Raw genomic sequence first — 16,247 nt, forward strand, 5'->3', positions numbered from 1 at the left:
TCGCACGACAGTGTCTCAGAGGATCGAGGACTATGCGCTGATCGGCGACTGCGAGACCGCGGCGCTGGTCGGGCGCGACGGCTCGATCGACTGGCTGTGCTGGCCCGCCTTCGATTCCGACGCCTGCTTTGCCGCAATCCTCGGCACGCGCAAGAACGGCCGCTGGCAGATCGCACCGGCCGGGGACGTCACCACGACGTCACGCCGCTATCTCGGCGATACCCTCATCCTCGAAACGCGGTTTGAGACCAGGAGCGGCATTGTCGCCTTGATCGACTTCATGCCGCCGCGCGGCAAGGCGTCCGACGTCGTGCGGCTGGTCCGCGGCGTCAGCGGTACGGTGAAGCTGCGGATGGAGCTCGTGATCCGCTTCGGCTTTGGCATCGACATTCCCTGGGTGCGCCGTTGCAAGGACGGTTCGCTGCTGGCGGTCGCCGGCCAGGACATGACCGTGCTGCGCACGCCGGTCGGGACCCGCGGCGAGGACCTGACGACGGTTGCCGAATTCGAGGTGAAGGCCGGCGAGACCGTGCCGTTCGTGCTGACCTATGGCCCCTCGCACCTCGACCCGCCCGAGCCGATCGATCCGGAGATCGCGCTCCAGGAGACCGAAAAATTCTGGAAGGACTGGTGCAGCCGCTGCACGCGGGACGGCGAGTATCACGATCTCATCATGCGTTCGCTGATCACGCTGAAGGCGCTGACCTTCGGCCCGACCGGCGGCATCGTCGCGGCGCCCACGACCTCGCTGCCCGAGAAGCTCGGCGGCAGCAGGAACTGGGACTACCGCTTCTGCTGGCTGCGCGATGCCACCTTCACGCTGCTGGCGCTGATGAACTCGGGTTATACCGAGGAGGCCTTGGCCTGGCACAATTGGCTCTTGCGCGCCGCCGCCGGCTCGCCGGCGAACATGCAGATCATGTACGGCATCTGGGGCCAGCGGCGCCTGTTGGAATGGGAGGCGCGCTGGCTCGACGGCTATGAGGGCGCCCAGCCGGTCCGCGTCGGCAATGCCGCGCATGCACAGCTGCAGCTCGACGTCTATGGCGAGCTGATCGACGCCTTCCACCAGTCGCGCATGGCCAGGCTCAAGCTCAATGACGAAGCGACCTGGGCGCTGGAATGCGCGGTGCTCAATCATCTCGCCGAGGTCTGGGACCAGCCCGACCACGGCATCTGGGAGCGGCGCGGCGAGCCGAAGCACTACGTCTTCTCCAAGGTGATGACCTGGGTCGCCTTCGACCGCGGCATCAAGAGCGCCGAGACCTTTGGCTTCAAGGCGCCGCTGCTGCACTGGCGCGCGCTGCGCGAGGCCATTCACCGCGACGTCTGCAACAATGGCTTCGACGCGGAGGAAAATGCCTTCGTCGAGTCCTACGGCTCAAAGCTGCTCGACGCCAGCGTGCTGCTGGTGCCGGCGGTCGGCTTCCTGCCGGCGGAGGACCCGCGCATCCGCGGTACCATCGCGGCCGTCGAAAAGCACCTGATGCGCGACGGCTTCGTGCTGCGGCACGATCCGCGCGAGGTGTCCGAGGAAAAGCAGCCGATCGAGGGCGCGTTCCTGGCTTGCACCCTCTGGCTCGCCGATGCCTATGTGCTGTCGGGCGATCTCGACACGGCGCAGGTGCTGTTCGACCGCGTGGCCGCCCTTGCCAACGACGTCGGGCTATTGGCCGAGGAATACGATTCCGTGGCGGGCCGCCAGACCGGCAACTTCCCGCAGGCGCTGACCCACATCGCGCTGGTCAACACCGCGCATAATCTATCGGCGGCAAGGCAGGAGAGCGAGAAGCCCGCGATGCAGCGGTCGAAGTAGATCGGCGCGGCAGGTTCTTCACCTCTCCCCGCTGGGGAGAGGTGGGCACCCAGCGGCAGGCGATAGTTGAGGCCATCAAGCCCTAGCCGACCCCGTTCCGCTTCAAGATCATCTCCATTGCCTCCGCAAAACCGTCCTGTTCGTTGGTTGCGGTGACGTGGGTGGCCCGGTCCTTGACGTCGTCGGTGGCATTGCCCATGGCGATCGAGGTGCCGCTGACGCGGAACATCGCAAGGTCGTTCTGCATGTCGCCGATGGTGGCGACCGTGTCGGTCGCGATGCCGAGGCGCTTGGCCATCGCCTCGACGAAGGTGCCCTTGTTGAAGCCGGGCGGGGTGATGTCGAGATAATAGGTCTGCGAGCGCACCGCGGTCGCCTCGCTGCCGAGCGCCTCCTGCATCGCCTTCTCGCAACGCTCGAGCCCGGCGGCGTCGGTGCTGGCACCGACGATCTTGCAGGCGCTGGCAAGGTACGGCGAGAAATCCGTCACGATGGTCGGATCGGAGCGGATGGTGTGCTGCTCATGGGCGACGTATTTACCGCCAGGGTTGTCGATCAGCCATTTGTCGGTGGTGAACAGCCAGATGTCGGCGCGGAACTCCCGGAGGATCTGCAAGGACCGCTCGACCGCGCCTGCGGGGATGAGGTGCTGCTCGACCGGCTTCATCTCGGGATCGACGATCGAGGAGCCGTTGAACGGGCCGACCGGCAGCCACAGCGCCAGCGGCTCGATCAGGAAGCGCATCCCGATGGCGGGGCGGCTGGAGGTGATGGTGAAGCCGATGCCAGCCTGGTGCAGCCGCTGCACCGCGGACCTCGCACGTTCCGTCAGCGTCTTGTCCTTGGTCAGCAGCGTGCCGTCGACGTCGGAGACCACGAGTGAGATTGGCGTCATGGCAGAACCTTGGGTATTGCGCCGCCCAGTTTCAATTGCCGCACGACGCCGTCCACGATCGCCTCGACGGTTTCGTCGATCGAGACGGTGACGACGTGCTCGCTCGCCTCCGGGGCTTCCAGCGTGTTGAACTGGCTCGTCAGCAGCCCTGGCGGCATGAAGTGGCCCTTGCGGTGCGCGAGGCGTTCGGCGATCAGCTCCTTCGTGCCCTTCAGGAAGACGAAGCGGACGTCGTCGCGCCCCCGCAGCAGTACGTCACGATAGGTGTGCTTCAGCGCCGAGCAGGCGATGATGACGTGCTTGCCGCTCTTGCAGACCCGTTCGATCTCGTCGGCGATGGCGTTGAGCCAGGGCCAGCGGTCCTCGTCGGTGAGGGGATGGCCGGCCTTCATCTTCTCGACATTGCTGGCGGGATGAAAGCTGTCGCCGTCCTCGAAGCGCCAGCCGAGCCGCTCGCCCAGCGCCTCCGCAACCGTGCTCTTGCCCGAACCCGACACGCCCATCACGATCAACGCACAAGGTGCTTCAACGCGGCCCACGAATTTCCTCCGGAAGCGCGGCCTGGTCGACCAGCCAGACGGTCTCACCATTCGAGCGCGCGCGTACAGCCGGCAGAGTCTCGCCATTGAGGAGGCGCGTCAAGATCGGCTGCTTGTCATGTCCCGCAATCTCGAACAGCATTTCGCGGCAGGACGCAAGGACGGGCAGGGTGAGGGAGACCCGCGGCACGAAGGGGGCCACATTGGCCTTGGGCACCCCGACGACCCAACGCTTGCTCTCCTCGATCTCGGGATAGCCGGGAAACAGCGAGGCGGTGTGGCCGTCCGGGCCGGCGCCCATCAAGACCAGGTCGAACAGTGGCCGGGCCGGATCGAGGCTTTCCGAACCGTAGAAGGCCTGCAGCTCGCGCGCATAGGCGGCGGCGCCTTGATCCGGGTTCTCAGTCGCGGTCGGGATCGGGTGGACATGGCCGGAGGGCGCATTGCGGTCGAGAAAGGTCGCGCGCGCGACCGCCATGTTGTTGAGGGGATCGTTCTCAGCCACGAAGCGCTCGTCGCCGATGAACCAGTGCACGCGATCCCACGGGATTTTTCCACGCCAGGAATCGCCGCCGAGCAGTTGATAGAGCTTTTTCGGGCTCGAGCCGCCGGTCAGGCAGATCGCGATACGCCCCGGATTGGCGCCAATCCGCGCCATCACCCGTTCCGCCGCGGCCTGCGCAAGGGCCTCGGCGTCGGCCGCGACAATCAGCTTCGGCTTGCCGGCCGCCGCCATCACGAAAACTTCCGCCAGCTTCGTCCGTCGCGCCGGAGCAGCTCGTCCGCGCAGGCGGGGCCGTCGCTGCCGGCTTCATAGGTCTCGATGCCGTTGGTGCCCTCGCTCTTCCAGGCGTCCAGGAACGGCTGCACCGCCTGCCATCCGGCCTCGATGCCGTCGGCGCGCTGGAACAGTATGTTGTCGCCGATCATGCAGTCGTAGATCAGCGTCTCGTAGCCGGTCGAGGGATCGACGCGGAAATAGTCGCCATAGCGGAACTTCATCTCGACGCCGTCGATGGTGATGCTCGGGCCCGGAATCTTGGCGTTGAACTGAAGCTCGATGGTCTCGGTCGGCGCGATGCCGATGGTAAGGAAGTTCTGCGACAGGCGGTCGACGTCCGTGCCCGAAAACATCGACAGCGGCGCCTGCTTGAACTTGATCGCGACTTCGGTGCGCTTGTGACCCAGCGCCTTGCCGGTGCGCAAGTAGAAGGGGACGCCGGCCCAGCGCCAATTGTCGATCATCAGCTTGAGCGCGACAAAGGTCTCGGTGGTGCTGCCGGGCTTGACGTCCTCGGTCTTGCGATAGTCCGTGATCTCCTCGTCGCCGATGCGGCCGGCGAGATATTGCGCGCGCACTGAATTCTTCAGCGCCTCTTCCCGGCTGGGCTGCTGGATCGAGGTGAGCACGTCGGCCTTCTCGGAGCGCACGGAATGCGCGTCGAAGCGGGCGGGGGGCTCCATCGCGACCAGCGACATCAGCTGGAACAGATGGTTCGGTACCATGTCGCGCAGCGCGCCGGTGGCGTCGTAGAAGCCGCCGCGATGGCCGACGCCGAGCTTCTCTTCCACCGTGATCTGGATGTGGTCGATGTGGTTGCGATTCCAGATCGGCTCGAACATGCCGTTGGCAAAGCGCAGCACCAAAATGTTCTGCACCGTCTCCTTGCCGAGATAGTGATCGATCCGGTAGATCTGGTGCTCGTCCATGATCTTCAGGAGCTCGGCGTTCAGCGCGCGTGCCGAGGCGAGATCGGTGCCGAACGGCTTTTCGATCACGAGGCGTCGCCAGGCGCCGTTCTCCTCCATCATGCCGGTGCGGCCGAGCTCGCGCGCGGTCGGCGCGAACGCGGCGGGCGGCGTTGCCAGATAGAACAGCCGGTTGCCGCCGGTGTCCTGCGCGCATTCCAGCGAATCCAGATGCTCGCGCAAGCGGTCGAAGGACGGCGAGTCCTTCGGGTCGGCCTCGACGAAGGTCAGGCATTGCAGCAGCTTCTGGGCGATATCGTCGTCCACGGGTCGCGTCGCGAACTGGCGCAGGCCCTTCAACAGGCTGCTGCGCAGCTCGTCATCCGATTGGCCCTTGCGGGCCACGCCGACGACACAGAACTTTTCCGGTAACAGGTGCTCGGCCGCGAGATTGTAGAGCGAGGGCATCACAAGGCGATGAGTAAGGTCTCCGGTCACGCCAAAGATGACGAAGGCGCAATTTTCCGGCTTGCGCTTGGCTTGCGGGTCTTTTGTCACGAATGATCGGCCTTCGCTCTGTTACTTGATACTTCGCCTTTTATTTGGGCTTCGAAGCGCCCGGCTGCTTCGGCTCCTTGTGGCCGCCGAAACCCGCGCGCATCGCGGAGAGAATTTTTTCGGCGAAGGTGTGTTCCTTGCGGGAACGGAAACGTGTGTAGAGCGCCGCGGTCAGAACTTCGGCCGGCACCGCTTCGTCGATCGCCGCATTCACGGTCCAGCGGCCTTCGCCGGAATCTTCGACGAAGCCGGAATATTCCGCCAATGCCGGGCTGTCGGCGAGCGCCGTCGAGGTGAGATCGAGCAGCCAGGACGGGATCACGCTGCCGCGCCGCCAGACTTCTGCGATGTCGGCGAGATCGAAATCGTAGCGATGGTCCGCCGGCAAGGCATCGATGTTGGCGTTCTTGAGGATGTCGAACCCTTCGGCATAGGCCTGCATCAGGCCGTATTCGATGCCGTTGTGGATCATCTTGACGAAGTGGCCGGCGCCGACGGGGCCGGCGTGGATATAGCCCTGCTCGATGCGGGGATCGCGCCCCTCACGTCCTTCCGTGCGCGGAATGTCGCCGGCGCCGGGCGCGAGCGCGGCGAAGATCGGATCGAGCCGGTCGACCACCTGTTTCTCGCCGCCGATCATCATGCAATAGCCGCGGTCGAGACCCCAGACGCCGCCGGAGGTGCCAACGTCGACATAGTGGATGCCGCGTGCCTTCAGCGCCTTGCCGCGGCGGACGTCGTCCTGCCAGAAGGTGTTGCCGCCGTCGATGATGACGTCGCCTTCCTGCATCACGCCCGCGATCGTGTCGATCGTCGTCTCGGTGATGCGTCCCGCAGGCAGCATCACCCAGGCCGTGCGCGGCCGCTCCAGCTTTGCGACGAACTCCTCCAGCGTCGCCGAGCCTACCGCGCCGTCTGCGGCAAGGCCGGCGACGGCCTTGGCGTCCTTGTCATAGACCACGGTCGAATGGCCGTGGCGCATCAGCCGGCGAACGATGTTGCCGCCCATCCGGCCGAGGCCGATCATGCCGAGTTGCATCTGAGAGATTCCCTTAATTCAGCGCGTCGTTAAGCGCCGCGTTGAGCGCCGCGAGACCCTTCTTGAGTCCGCCCTTCAGGTGGACGCGCAATGCGCGCCGCCCGCGCTCGGTGAGCACATCGAAATCGCCGCGCGCCTGCGCCGCCTTGATCACGCCGAAGCTGGCCTTCTGGCCCGGCACGGCCAGGTCCTTGGCGTCGTCAGCGGTGATCTGGAGGAACACGCCGCTGTCGGGCCCGCCCTTGTAGGCCTGTCCCGTCGAGTGCAGGAAGCGCGGTCCGAACTCGGCGCAGGTCGCGACATGGCGCTTCTCGCGCACCTCGAGCCGCATCGCCTGAAGCGCGTCGATGGTGGCCTTGTCGCGCGCGATGTAGCCGAGCAGGGCGACATAATCGCCATGGCCCGAGCGCGAGAGATGCGCCTTCAGCCAGGAAGTGAGGTCGCCGTTGGCGCCGGCGGCGCGCAGTGCCGTGGCGTTGGCCTCGTCGGTATAGAGATCGGCCTCGTCGGTGCTGACCACCGGCTGCTCCGCCGGCAGCGCGCCGGTCTTCTCGAACGACGCGGTGAGCTCGCGGGTCTTGATCTTGGCCGCTTCCACGTCCGGCTGGTCGAACGGGTTGATGCCGAGGATGCTGCCTGCCACCGCCGTCGCCATCTCGAAGCGGAAGAACTCCTGACCGAGATGGTCGATCGACTTCATCACGATGCGCACGACGGGATGGCCGGCCGCTTCGATCGCGGCAAGCTTCGAGTCATGGGCGGCGTCCGCCTCGCCCTCGGTACGGATGTCGATGAAGAAGCGGTCGTTGCCGTAAGCTGCGGCTTCGCCCAGCGGCTCGCCGTCGATCGGGATCAGGCCCTTGCCCTCCTTGCCGGTCGATTCCGCGATCAGCTGCTCGGCCCAGGCGCCGAAATCGGTGATCTTCTTCGACGACAGGATCGTCACCTTGTCACGGCCTTCGAGGCCGGCGAGGCCCATGGCAAGGCCGAGCTGCACGCCGGGATTCTCGCTTGGCGGCACGTCCGGTCCGCAGGAGCGGGCCATCGCGAGCGCATGCTTGACGAAGGTCTTGACGTCGATGCCCGCGGTCGCCGCCGGTACGAGGCCGAACGGCGAGAGCACCGAATAGCGGCCGCCGATCGAGGGCTCGCCGTGGAAGATGCGGGCGTAGTTCAGCGTCTTGGCCGATTTCTCCAGCGACGAGCCGGGATCGGTCACCGCGATGAAGCGGTGGCCGGTCTTCACCTTGGGGCCGACCGCCTGCGCGACGCGGTCGTGGAAATAGTCCTTCATCGCGTTCGGCTCGGTGGTGCCGCCGGACTTGCTGGACACGATGAACACGGTGTTGGCGATGTCGATCTTCGCTTCCATCGCCCGCACCTGGGCGGGATCCGTGGAATCGAGCACATGCAGCTTCGGAAAGCCTGACTTTCGCGCAAAGGTCTCGGCCAGCACCTCGGGCCCGAGGCTCGATCCGCCCATGCCGAGCACGACCGCATCGGAGAATTTCTGGCCCTTCACGCGGCTCGCATAGTCCTCGTAGTCGGCGACGTCGGCCTTGGCGGCGCTGTCGAGCCAGCCGAGCCATTTGTCCTCGTCGGCCCCGGTCCAGACCGATTTGTCACGCTGCCACAGCCTGCGGATCTTGGCCGACGCGCGCCATTCCTCGGTGCTCTTCGCCACCGCCTTACCGAGCCCGTCGCCGAGCGACAACTGCTGGCGGTCGAGCGCGGGCCCGAGCACGGTGGCGCGCTTGTGCGCAACGGCGCCGTAGAGCTTGTCGGCGGCGTCGGCGAACAGCTTGACGCCATCCTTGACCAGCTCTTCGGTGATCGCGTCGAGCGAGACGCCGGAGCGCTCCAGCTCCTCCAGCACGCGCCTTGCGTCGTCGATGTTCTCTTCCAGGCTGTCGCGCGGCTTGCCGTGGTCGCGGAACGCATCCAGCGTCGCCGGCGGCACGGTATTGATGGTGTCGGGGCCGATCAGCTCCTCGACATAGAGGACGTCGCTGTAATCCTTGTTCTTGGTGCCGGTCGAGGCCCACAGCATGCGCTGCGGCTTGGCGCCCCTGGCGGCGAGCTTGTCCCAGCGGGAACCGGAGAACAGGCGCTTGTAATCCTGGTAGGCGACCTTGGCGTTGGCGATGGCGACCTTGCCCTTCAGCGCGGCAAGCCGTTCCTTCTCGCTGGGGTCGTTGGCGCGCGCGATCTTCTCGTCGAGCTGCTTGTCGACCACCGAGTCGATCCGGCTGACGAAGAAGCTCGCGACGCTCGCGACATGCGACGGATCGCCGCCGCCCGCGACGTATTTCTCGAGGCCGGCGAGATAGGCCTCCGCGACCTGGAGGTAGACGTCCCTGGAGAACAGCAGCGTGATGTTGATGCTGATGCCCTCGCCGATGAGCGTCTCGATCGCTGGCAGGCCTTCCGGCGTCGCCGGCACCTTAACCATCAGGTTCTTGCGGTTGACGTCCTTCCAGAGCCGCCGTGCCTCGGCGACCGTCCCGGTGGTGTCCATCGCAAGATAGGGCGAGACCTCCAGGCTGACATAGCCGTCGCCCCCCTTGAGGCGGTCATAGACCGGGCGGAGCACGTCGGCGGCGTTCTGGATGTCCTCGACCGCGACGGCTTCGAACAGGTCGGCCACGCTCCGGTCGCCGCGCTTCAGCGCCTTGCCGATCGGGGCGTCGTACTCGTCCGAACTGCCGATCGCCTTCTCGAAGATCGACGGATTGGAGGTGACGCCCTTGACGCCGTCGGTGTCGATCAGCCGCTTGAGGTCGCCCTTGGCGATGAAGCCACGGGCCAGGAAGTCCAGCCAGACGGCTTGTCCGTGCTTTTCCAGTTCTTTGACGGGATTCATGATACTTATTTATCTCCAAGCCTGCGGGCGAGGGGTTTCCGCGCCGGTCCTGACGCGCTATCCTCTAGCTTAGATGCTCCCGGGAGGGAACCAATCAAGGGAATAGGCGTCATACCCTCCAGTGTAACTCCGTCGCGATCATGGCGATCCAGGCGGGTGCGGCCGTGTTGCGTAAAAAGTCGCTGGCCGGGGAGGTTCGGTCGAGGTCTCGTTGCGTAACGTCTGCCGGCCGCTGCACAGAGTGCATCGGCGGATTCCGATCCGCCTGATGCTTCATCGCCCGGTCGCGAATGGCCATGCTGGGGGAAGGCATGCACGCACATCCTGACGGCCCACCGCTCGCCGTCACCGACGGATCGCAATCAGTCGTGCCGGCCGTAGGTATCGACGCGGCCCACGATCTCGAAATCAACCCATGCACGACGTATCTGCGGCTGCTGGTCGCGGCGGGCTTTGCGATGACCCTGCTCAGCGCCGGCCTTGCCGTCGACTGGTGGGACGGCCTCGGCGACTACGACACGACGGTCGGCTATGCCGGCGTCGCGGTGTTCGGCCTGGTCACCAGCCGGCTGATCTGGATGCTCCCCGCCGAACGCGGGCCGGTGGTGATCGTCACCCCCTATGGCATCCGCGATCTCCGCATCGGCAATGAATTTCTGCTGTGGGAGTCGATTGCGGAGGTTTCGACCGAGGAGCGGCGCGGCCGCAAGACGATCGTGCTGACGCCGACGCCGGGCTTGCAGCGGCAGCTCTCCTGTATCCGCGCCAACATCCGGTCGACGTCGCGCGGCGTGCAGGACGATCGCATCATCATACGCCCCGACGGACTGGCGACCGATTTTGACACATTGCTGCGCGCCTGCCGCGACTGTCATGCCGCCAGCGATTCACGCACCGCATTGCGGCGGGACTGCGATCAAGGCGCGGAAGGCTCGGGTTCGGTCTCACAAGGCTTGGCCGCACAAGCGTCATAAAGCTGCCGCCGGCTGACGGCTATGCTGCACCGCCGGATAGGCTGATCCCCGGTAACGCCCGGATGTTGCGGCCGAGTGACATTTGCTGGAAATGAGCGAAGATATACATAGATTCGCATAAATAACAGGCAGGTGCCTGTTCGTAACTCACCTGGTTGCCTACGTTGTGCGTTGCGTCGAGTCGGCCCCCGGGTGTCCAATGATCGTCATGTGCTCACGCTGATTCGAAACGGCCTGAGGAACGGTCCGGTAACTGCTTTCGTTTCAGCTTGTAGCGGAACTCACGCGGAGAGGGATCATGTACAACGATTCTCTATTCAACGCTTTCGCTCGGTCGTTCGAGGCGAGAAGCCAGCACGACATGTCGATGGCGGAATATCTGGAATCGTGTCGAAGCGATCCCATGAAATACGCGAACGCGGCCGAACGACTGCTAGCAGCGATCGGTGAACCCCAGACGATTGACACGGCCAAGGACCCACGCCTTGGCCGTATTTTTTTGAACCGCACCATCCGTACCTATCCGGCCTTCGCCGGCTTCTACGGCATGGAAGAAACCATCGAGCGCATCGTTGGTTTCTTCCGGCACGCGGCGCAGGGCCTGGAGGAGCGCAAGCAGATCCTCTATCTGCTCGGCCCCGTCGGCGGCGGCAAATCCTCGCTCGCCGAGCGGCTGAAGTCGCTGATGGAAGTGCATCCGATCTACGTGCTCAAGGCCGGCGACGAACTCTCGCCCGTGTTCGAGAGCCCGCTCAGCCTGTTCGATCCCGATCAGCTCGGGCCGATGCTGGAGGAGAAATACGGCATTCCGCGCCGGCGCCTCACCGGATTGATGAGCCCGTGGTGCTACAAGCGGCTTGAGGCCTTCGGCGGCGACATTTCCCAGTTCCGGGTTGCAAAAATCCAGCCGTCGCGGCTGCGCCAGATCGCGATTGCCAAGACCGAGCCCGGTGACGAGAACAACCAGGACATCTCCTCGCTGGTCGGCAAGGTCGACATCCGCAAGCTCGAGACCTACGCGCAGAACGACCCCGACGCCTACAGCTATTCCGGCGGTCTCAACCGCGCCAATCAGGGTATCCTCGAATTTGTCGAGATGTTCAAGGCGCCGATCAAGATGCTGCACCCGCTGCTCACGGCGACGCAGGAAGGCAACTACATCGGCACCGAGAACATCGGTGCGATCCCGTTCACCGGCATCATCCTCGCGCACTCCAACGAGGCGGAGTGGGCGAGCTTCAAGGCCAACAAGAACAACGAAGCCTTCATCGACCGCATCTGCGTGATCAAGGTGCCCTATGTCCTGCGGGTCACGGAAGAGCAGAAGATCTACGAGAAGCTGATCCAGGGCTCCGAGCTGGCGTCGGCGCCGTGTGCGCCGTCGACGCTGGAGACGATGGCGCGTTTCTCGGTGATGTCGCGCCTGCGCAAGCACGAGAATTCCACCGTGTTTGGCAAGATGCGGGTCTACGACGGTGAGAGCCTGAAGGAATCCGATCCGAAGGCGCGCAGCGTCCAGGAATATCGCGATGCCGCCGGCGTCGACGAGGGCATGGACGGCGTCTCCACGCGCTTTGCCTTCAAGATCCTGGCTGCAACCTTCAACCACGATCCGCAGGAGGTCGCCGCCGACGCCGTGCATCTGATGTACGCGCTGGAGCAGTCGATCAAGCGCGAGCAGCTGCCCGAGGAAGTCGAGAAACGGTACCTCGAATTCATCAAGGCGGACCTCGCGCCGCGCTATGCCGAGTTCATCGGAAACGAGATCCAGAAAGCCTATCTCGAATCCTACTCGGATTACGGCCAGAACCTGTTCGATCGCTACGTCGACTATGCCGATGCCTGGATCGAGGACCAGGACTTCAAGGATCCCGATACGGGACAGCTCCTGGATCGCGAATTGTTGAACCAGGAACTGACCAAAATCGAGAAGCCGGCGGGCATCGCCAACCCCAAGGATTTCCGCAACGAGGTGGTCAAATTCTCGTTACGGTCGCGGGCCCAGAACGGCGGCAAGAATCCGACCTGGACCTCCTACGAGAAGATTCGCGACGTGATCGAAAAGCGGATATTCTCCCAGGTCGAGGACCTGCTTCCGGTCATCTCCTTCGGGTCGAAGAAGGACGGCGAGACGGAGAAGAAGCACGGCGAGTTCGTCGCACGCATGGTGGAGCGCGGCTACACCGAGCGTCAGGTTCGCCGGCTCGTCGAATGGTATATGCGTGTGAAGCAGGCCGGTTGAGGCGGATGGAAAAGTGCCCATTCACATTATTGACAGGCGCCTGAATCCAGGCGGCAAGAGTCTTGAGAACCGCCAGCGGTTCTTGCGTCGGGCCAAATCCCTGGTGCAGGGCGCCGTCAAGAAGACCTCGCAGGAACGCGACATCAAGGACGTCCTGGAGGGTGGTGAGGTCACGATCCCGCTCGACGGGATGCATGAGCCGCGTTTCCGCCGCGAAGGCGGAACGCGCGACATGGTGTTGCCCGGAAACAAGAAGTTCGTCGAGGGCGACTATCTGCAGCGTTCCGGCCAGGGCAGCGCCAAGGATTCCGGTCCCGGCGAAGGCGACAGCGAGGACGCCTTCCGCTTCGTGCTGAGCCGCGACGAATTCGTCGATCTCTTCCTCGACGACCTCGAGCTGCCGGATCTTGCCAAGCGCAAGATCGCGCAGACCGAGAGCGAGGGCATCCAGCGCGCCGGCTACACCACGTCGGGCTCGCCCGCCAACATCTCGGTGAGCCGGACGGTGAAGCTCGCGCTCGCCCGCCGCATCGCGCTCAAGCGTCCCCGCAAGGACGAGATCGAAGAGCTCGAAGCCGCAATCGCGGCATGCACCGACGAGGACGAGCGTGTGGTGCTTCTCGCCGAGCTGGAAAAGCTGATGGCGAAGACGAAGCGGATTCCGTTCATCGATCCGCTCGACATCCGCTACCGCCGCTTCGAGACGGTGCCGAAGCCGGTCGCGCAGGCCGTGATGTTCTGCCTGATGGACGTCTCCGGCTCGATGTCCGAGCACATGAAGGATCTCGCCAAACGCTTCTACATGCTGCTCTACGTGTTCCTGAAGCGCCGCTACAAGCACGTCGAGATCGTCTTCATCCGCCACACCGACCGCGCCGAGGAGGTGGACGAGCAGACCTTCTTCTACGGCCCGGCCTCCGGCGGCACGCTGGTCTCCAGCGCGCTCCAGGCGATGCACGACATCGTGCGCGAGCGCTTCAATCCATCGGACTGGAATATCTACGCAGCGCAGGCCTCCGACGGCGACAACTCCTATTCCGACGGCGAGCTCACTGGGCTTCTGCTGACCGACAAGATCCTGCCGGTCTGCCAGTTCTTTGCCTATCTCGAGGTCGGCGAGTCCGGCGGCAGCGCCTTCGATCTCTCCGACTCCTCGCTCTGGACCCTCTATGAGCGCCTGCGCAACAGCGGCGCACCGCTCTCGATGCGCAAGGTCAGCGAGCGCAGCGAGATCTTCCCGGTGTTCCACGACCTGTTCCAGCGCCGCGAAACCTCTCAGGAGAAAGCCGCTCCATGACGGAAAGATTGTTCGAAGGCGCGGATTGGGACTTCCACACCTTGCAGCGCATCACCGATGCCTGTGAGGAGGTGGCGAAGAACGATCTCGGGCTCGACGTCTATCCGAACCAGATCGAGGTCATCACCGCCGAGCAGATGCTGGATGCCTACTCGTCGGTCGGCATGCCCCTGTTCTACAAGCACTGGTCCTTCGGCAAGCACTTCGCGTACCACGAGGCCTCCTACCGCAAGGGCCTGATGGGCCTCGCCTATGAGATCGTGATCAACTCCTCGCCCTGCATCTCCTATCTGATGGAGGAGAATACGGCGACGATGCAGACGCTGGTGATCGCGCACGCCGCCTTCGGCCACAATCACTTCTTCAAGAACAACTATCTGTTCAAGCAGTGGACCGACGCCGACGGCATTCTGGACTATCTCGATTTCGCCAAGAACTACGTCATGCAGTGCGAGGAGCGCTACGGCCGCGCCGAGGTCGAGCGTACGCTCGATGCCGCGCACGCGCTGATGTCGCACGGCATCGACCGCTACCCGGGCAAGAAGAAGCTCGACCTGCGCGCCGAGGAGAAGCGGGCAGGGCGTCGCCGCCAGCACGAGGAGGAGGTCTTCAACGACCTCTGGCGCACCGTGCCGGCGGGGAAGAGCAAGAGCCGTTCCGCGCTCAGCGTCGAGCGGCGCCGCAAGCTGCTCGGCCTGCCGCAGGAAAACCTGCTCTACTTCCTGGAAAAGAGCGCGCCGCGGCTGGCGCCCTGGCAGCGCGAATTGCTGCGCATCGTCCGCCACATCGCGCAATATTTCTATCCGCAGAGCCAGACCAAGGTGATGAACGAGGGGACGGCGACCTACGTCCACTATCGCATCATGACCAAGCTGCACCAGCAGGGCCGCATCACCGACGGCAACTTCCTCGAATTCCTGGGATCGCACACCAACGTGGTGTTCCAGCCCGAATTCGACGATCCGCGCTTCTCCGGCTTCAATCCCTACGCGCTCGGCTTCGCCATGATGCAGGACATCGAGCGCATCGTCACCAGCCCGTCGGACGAGGACCGCGAGTGGTTCCCTGACATCGCCGGCAAGAACGACGTGATGGGCGTGCTGCGCGACGTCTGGGCCAACTACCGCGACGAGAGCTTCATCGGCCAGTTCCTGAGCCCGAAGCTGATGCGGCAGCTGCGCATGTTCCATCTGCACGACGACCCCGAGGAGCGTGCCGGCATCCGCGTCGATGCCATTCACGACGAGCGCGGCTTCCGCCGCGTCCGGCGCGAGCTGGCGCGGCAGCACGATGTCGGCTACATCGACGCCAATATCGAGGTGGTCGACGTCGATCTCTCCGGCGACCGCCGGCTGATCCTGCATCACCACGTCATCAAGGGCGCACAGCTCAACGAGACCGACGCCAAGCGCGTGCTCCAGCATCTGGCGGACCTCTGGACCTACGACGTCGCGCTGATCGAGGTCGATGCCAACGACAAGGTCCTGCGTGAATATGTCGTGAGCCCGCGCCCGATCCCGGCGGCGGTGGCCTGAGGCGCCGGCAACTTCTGGCGCTTGACGATGAGTCCCTACTAGTGCGCCGACGAAGGTGCGTTCCCTCCCCCACAAGGGGGGAGGGAACGGAGAGAGCGTTGCCTTGCCCTGGCCAGACTCGATTTGACCTCAGCTCATCACGCTTTCGTCTTCGCTGGCTTCTTCTTCACCTTGGACGCGTTCAGGGCCACGGCTGCGCGGATCAGCGCCTTCAGCGCTTTCTCGTTGATTTTCTCGCCTTCGCGAATATCGATCGCGCGCCGCACATTGCCGTCGAGGCTGGAATTGAACAGGCCGGCCGGGTCATCGAGCGCCGCACCCTTTGCAAAGGTCAGCTTCACGACGGCCTTGTAGGTTTCGCCGGTGCAGATGATGCCGTCGTGCTCCCACACGGGAACGCCGCGCCACTTCCATTCCTCGACCACGTCAGGGTCGGCGTCCTTGATCAGGGCGCGAATCCGCCCGAGCATCTCGCCGCGCCAGTCGCCGAGCTCCTTGATCCTGCCGTCGATCAACTTGGACGCCGACGCTCCGTCCGCGTCCTTCGGGCTGCTTGTCTTCATCGCGGCGGCCTTCTTCATGACCTCGCCTCGCGCTGCATGCCGCTGCGCCGGTCAAGATAGGGCAGCGCGAACAGATACAGCCCGGTCGCGAGCAGCGGGATCAGCGGGACGAGCGCCAGGAAACCGATCCACACGGCCTGGATCTGCATGGTCATCGCGACGATGTTCGCGATGACGGCGAGCGTGAAGGCGATGGACAGCCAGCGATGGATTTGTCGAATGTTCAACGAGACCTCC

General features: G+C 64.5%; 13 protein-coding genes. 5 read left to right on the forward strand and 8 right to left on the reverse strand.

Annotated elements, in window-relative coordinates; genetic code table 11:
- Nucleotides 1-10: 10 nt before the first annotated feature.
- Complete coding sequence (locus tag AB5K84_RS12100; RefSeq protein WP_011089503.1) at nucleotides 11-1,816, forward strand: glycoside hydrolase family 15 protein; 1,806 nt, start codon at nucleotides 11-13, stop codon at nucleotides 1,814-1,816.
- 82 nt (nucleotides 1,817-1,898) lie between these two features.
- Here the strand turns inward: AB5K84_RS12100 and AB5K84_RS12105 are convergent, their stop codons facing one another.
- Genes AB5K84_RS12105 through AB5K84_RS12130 form a run of 6 tightly spaced genes read right to left on the reverse strand, consistent with a single transcriptional unit; the run spans nucleotide 1,899 to nucleotide 9,399 of the window.
- Entirely contained in the window at nucleotides 1,899-2,711 is an 813-nt protein-coding gene (locus tag AB5K84_RS12105; protein ID WP_011089502.1) for a Cof-type HAD-IIB family hydrolase, read from the reverse strand.
- A complete protein-coding gene (locus AB5K84_RS12110; RefSeq protein ID WP_011089501.1) occupies nucleotides 2,708-3,250 on the reverse strand; it encodes a gluconokinase in 543 nt (180 codons plus the stop codon). Before AB5K84_RS12110 ends, AB5K84_RS12105 begins: the two co-directional genes overlap by 4 nt.
- Entirely contained in the window at nucleotides 3,237-3,986 is a 750-nt protein-coding gene (pgl, locus tag AB5K84_RS12115; protein ID WP_028174545.1) for a 6-phosphogluconolactonase, read from the reverse strand. Before pgl ends, AB5K84_RS12110 begins: the two co-directional genes overlap by 14 nt.
- Entirely contained in the window at nucleotides 3,986-5,497 is a 1,512-nt protein-coding gene (gene zwf / locus AB5K84_RS12120; RefSeq protein ID WP_011089499.1) for a glucose-6-phosphate dehydrogenase, read from the reverse strand. The genes pgl and zwf overlap by 1 nt, the downstream gene beginning before the upstream one ends.
- Nucleotides 5,498-5,537: 40 nt before the next feature.
- Nucleotides 5,538-6,536, reverse strand: a complete 999-nt coding sequence (gene gnd, locus AB5K84_RS12125) for a phosphogluconate dehydrogenase (NAD(+)-dependent, decarboxylating) (RefSeq protein ID WP_011089498.1) — start codon at nucleotides 6,534-6,536, stop codon at nucleotides 5,538-5,540.
- Nucleotides 6,537-6,549: 13 nt separating this feature from the next.
- Nucleotides 6,550-9,399, reverse strand: a complete 2,850-nt coding sequence (locus tag AB5K84_RS12130; RefSeq protein WP_011089497.1) for a bifunctional transaldolase/phosoglucose isomerase — start codon at nucleotides 9,397-9,399, stop codon at nucleotides 6,550-6,552.
- A 290-nt stretch (nucleotides 9,400-9,689) separates the two neighbouring features.
- Here AB5K84_RS12130 and AB5K84_RS12135 point away from each other — a divergent pair, with 290 nt between their 5' ends.
- The 4 genes from AB5K84_RS12135 to AB5K84_RS12150 all read left to right on the forward strand — a co-directional run bounded on the left by AB5K84_RS12135 (nucleotide 9,690) and on the right by AB5K84_RS12150 (nucleotide 15,447).
- Nucleotides 9,690-10,373 carry an STM3941 family protein gene (locus AB5K84_RS12135; RefSeq protein WP_011089496.1) on the forward strand — a complete coding sequence of 228 codons (684 nt, stop codon included), beginning with the start codon at nucleotides 9,690-9,692 and terminating at the stop codon, nucleotides 10,371-10,373.
- Nucleotides 10,374-10,671: 298 nt separating this feature from the next.
- On the forward strand, nucleotides 10,672-12,615 hold the full coding sequence (locus AB5K84_RS12140; protein WP_011089495.1) for a PrkA family serine protein kinase: 1,944 nt from the start codon (nucleotides 10,672-10,674) through the stop codon (nucleotides 12,613-12,615).
- Nucleotides 12,616-12,634: 19 nt separating this feature from the next.
- Entirely contained in the window at nucleotides 12,635-13,912 is a 1,278-nt protein-coding gene (locus tag AB5K84_RS12145; protein ID WP_028174548.1) for a YeaH/YhbH family protein, read from the forward strand.
- Entirely contained in the window at nucleotides 13,909-15,447 is a 1,539-nt protein-coding gene (locus AB5K84_RS12150) for a SpoVR family protein (protein WP_011089493.1), read from the forward strand. Before AB5K84_RS12145 ends, AB5K84_RS12150 begins: the two co-directional genes overlap by 4 nt.
- Before the next feature lie 137 nt (nucleotides 15,448-15,584).
- On the opposite strand, the gene AB5K84_RS12155 is transcribed toward AB5K84_RS12150, so the two are convergent.
- Nucleotides 15,585-16,028, reverse strand: coding sequence for a DUF1801 domain-containing protein (locus AB5K84_RS12155; protein ID WP_011089492.1), 444 nt, complete (start codon nucleotides 16,026-16,028; stop codon nucleotides 15,585-15,587).
- A complete protein-coding gene (locus tag AB5K84_RS12160) occupies nucleotides 16,025-16,237 on the reverse strand; it encodes a hypothetical protein (RefSeq protein ID WP_011089491.1) in 213 nt (70 codons plus the stop codon). The genes AB5K84_RS12155 and AB5K84_RS12160 overlap by 4 nt, the downstream gene beginning before the upstream one ends.
- Between the last annotated feature and the right edge of the window lie 10 nt (nucleotides 16,238-16,247).

The sequence above is a fragment of the Bradyrhizobium sp. 1200_D9_N1_1 genome, from assembly GCF_052075915.1.
GTDB classification, from domain to species: domain Bacteria; phylum Pseudomonadota; class Alphaproteobacteria; order Rhizobiales; family Xanthobacteraceae; genus Bradyrhizobium; species Bradyrhizobium diazoefficiens.

Coding starts and splice junctions, on each gene's coding strand:
- AB5K84_RS12105 (WP_011089502.1), bottom strand. CDS start 2,711: ATGACGCCAATCTCACTCGTGGTCTCCGACGTCGACGGCACGCTGCTG.
- pgl (WP_028174545.1), bottom strand. CDS start 3,986: ATGGCGGCGGCCGGCAAGCCGAAGCTGATTGTCGCGGCCGACGCCGAG.
- gnd (WP_011089498.1), bottom strand. CDS start 6,536: ATGCAACTCGGCATGATCGGCCTCGGCCGGATGGGCGGCAACATCGTT.
- AB5K84_RS12130 (WP_011089497.1), bottom strand. CDS start 9,399: ATGAATCCCGTCAAAGAACTGGAAAAGCACGGACAAGCCGTCTGGCTG.
- AB5K84_RS12135 (WP_011089496.1), top strand. CDS start 9,690: ATGGCCATGCTGGGGGAAGGCATGCACGCACATCCTGACGGCCCACCG.
- AB5K84_RS12140 (WP_011089495.1), top strand. CDS start 10,672: ATGTACAACGATTCTCTATTCAACGCTTTCGCTCGGTCGTTCGAGGCG.
- AB5K84_RS12150 (WP_011089493.1), top strand. CDS start 13,909: ATGACGGAAAGATTGTTCGAAGGCGCGGATTGGGACTTCCACACCTTG.
- AB5K84_RS12155 (WP_011089492.1), bottom strand. CDS start 16,028: ATGAAGAAGGCCGCCGCGATGAAGACAAGCAGCCCGAAGGACGCGGAC.